The organism is Phenylobacterium sp., from assembly GCF_046290725.1.
Taxonomy (GTDB): Bacteria; Pseudomonadota; Alphaproteobacteria; order Caulobacterales; family Caulobacteraceae; genus Phenylobacterium.
In genome coordinates this window covers 1-1,621 of sequence record NZ_JBKBUH010000012.1, presented here as the reverse complement: position 1 = coordinate 1,621, position 1,621 = coordinate 1, and the positions used below count along the sequence as shown (strand labels likewise).

Here is a 1,621-nt window from a genome sequence, read left to right as displayed (position 1 = left end):
GGCGTGTTGAGCGCGAACAGATCCGCGTCCCACTCCTCCGAGGTGGAGGCGTGCCGCCGGTCGGTGCGCGCCAGCCGCTCCACGCCGCCGACCGTGCTGCTCGCGGCGAGCTTGGCCGCCAGCCGGTGGGAGTCGGCCTTGAGGGCGGCCTCGCGGCAGATCGCGCGGATGAGGTGGTGCACCAACAGCGTCTCGTCCGCCTGCCAGCGCCGTCCGTCCCACAGCAGCCACCTGCCCCAAGCGGCGCAGTAGCGCCAGTCTTCGCTGTAGCGGGCCGTGAAGCTCAGCGCCAGCGCGTCGTCGGTGGCCCAGACGGAAGGCTCCTGCGTCGGCTGCCCAAGTGCTGGCTTGATGCTCATCCGCGGGCCCGCGGCGATGAAGGCGGCGACGTCGAAGCCGTCGGCGATCGCGTCGGCCGCATCCCAGCCTTCGGGCCGGTCCTCCGGGGGCAGCAGCACGTCACACGAGGCGGCGCCGGCGGCCAGTGCGGCCTGCGCGGCCGCCATCGCGTACTCCCAGCCCGGCTTGTCGCGGTCGGGCCAGATCAGCACGGCTTTGTCCTTCAGCGGCGACCAGTCGGTCTTGTCCACCGGGGCATTCGCCCCGTGCATCGCGGTGGTGGCGCACACCCCGGCGTCGATCAGCGCCTGCGCGCATTTCTCGCCCTCCACCATGACCACCTGCGCGGCACGGGTCATCCCCGGCTGGTTGTACAGCGGCCGCGGCTCGGGCGGGGCCATCTTGCGGCGGCGCGCATCCCAGGGCCGGAATTCCTTCTTGCGCCCGGGCGGGTCGTAGCGGTAGACGACGGCGAGCAGCCGCCCCTGAGCGTCGAGGTAGTCCCACTTGGCGGTGGCGGGGCCCAGGTCATCGACCGCAGCGTCCTTCTTCCGTCCGCGCGGCGCGACCGGTCGAGCGCGACCCATTAGGTCCGCGGCGGCTTCGAGCACCCGATGGAGATCGGTGTGCGTATCGAGGCCATGGTGAGCGGCGATGAGGTCGAAGACGTTGCCGCCCTCGCCGGTGGCGCGGTCGGTCCACAGCCCCGCCTTGTCGCCGTCGAGCACGATCTCCAGGCTCTTACCCGGACTGCCGAGCACGTCGCCGATGAAGAACTTGCCGCGGCGCGTCCGACCGGCGGGGAACAGGGTGAACAGCACCGACTCCAGCCTCGCAAGCAGGGCGGCGCGTACGGCCTCGCGGCGTTCGGACGCCGGGATCTCGGGCTCGGTCGCGGTGTCATTGAAGTCCAGCATCCGCCTCCTCCTCGTGCCCTGCGTCGGCCGGGTGCAGGGCTTGGCTTTCCTCCATCCACGCGATCAGTTCGGAGAGCTTGAAACGCAGCAGCTTGCCGACCCGGTAGTGCGGCAGGCCGAGACGCCGGCGCTCCTTCGCGTGGGTGAGCCAGTAGAGCGGCAGATTCAGCGCCAGCGCCGCCTCGCGTGCATCGATTAGGCGCTCCCCGAGCACCTGGTGCAGCGGTGTGTCGTTCATGGCGCGGCCCTCCAGCACCGGTCCTGCCACGGGCACATCCGGCACTCGACATGGGTGGGATCGGAGAACGAGCGCGGCAGCAGTTCGCCCGCCTCGGTGGCCGTGATGACCTTCACCGCCCGGTCGG

General features: G+C 71.3%; 2 protein-coding genes. Both read right to left on the bottom strand.

All coding sequences use genetic code 11. From position 1 onward, the window contains the following. The coding region (locus ACK41C_RS20965; protein WP_409658774.1) for a hypothetical protein at positions 1–1,256 on the bottom strand (1,256 nt) is incomplete at its 3' end. Beyond that, positions 1,240–1,494, bottom strand: coding sequence for a helix-turn-helix domain-containing protein (locus tag ACK41C_RS20960; protein WP_409658771.1), 255 nt, complete (start codon positions 1,492–1,494; stop codon positions 1,240–1,242). The genes ACK41C_RS20960 and ACK41C_RS20965, both read right to left, overlap by 17 nt. Positions 1,495–1,621 lie beyond the last annotated feature (127 nt).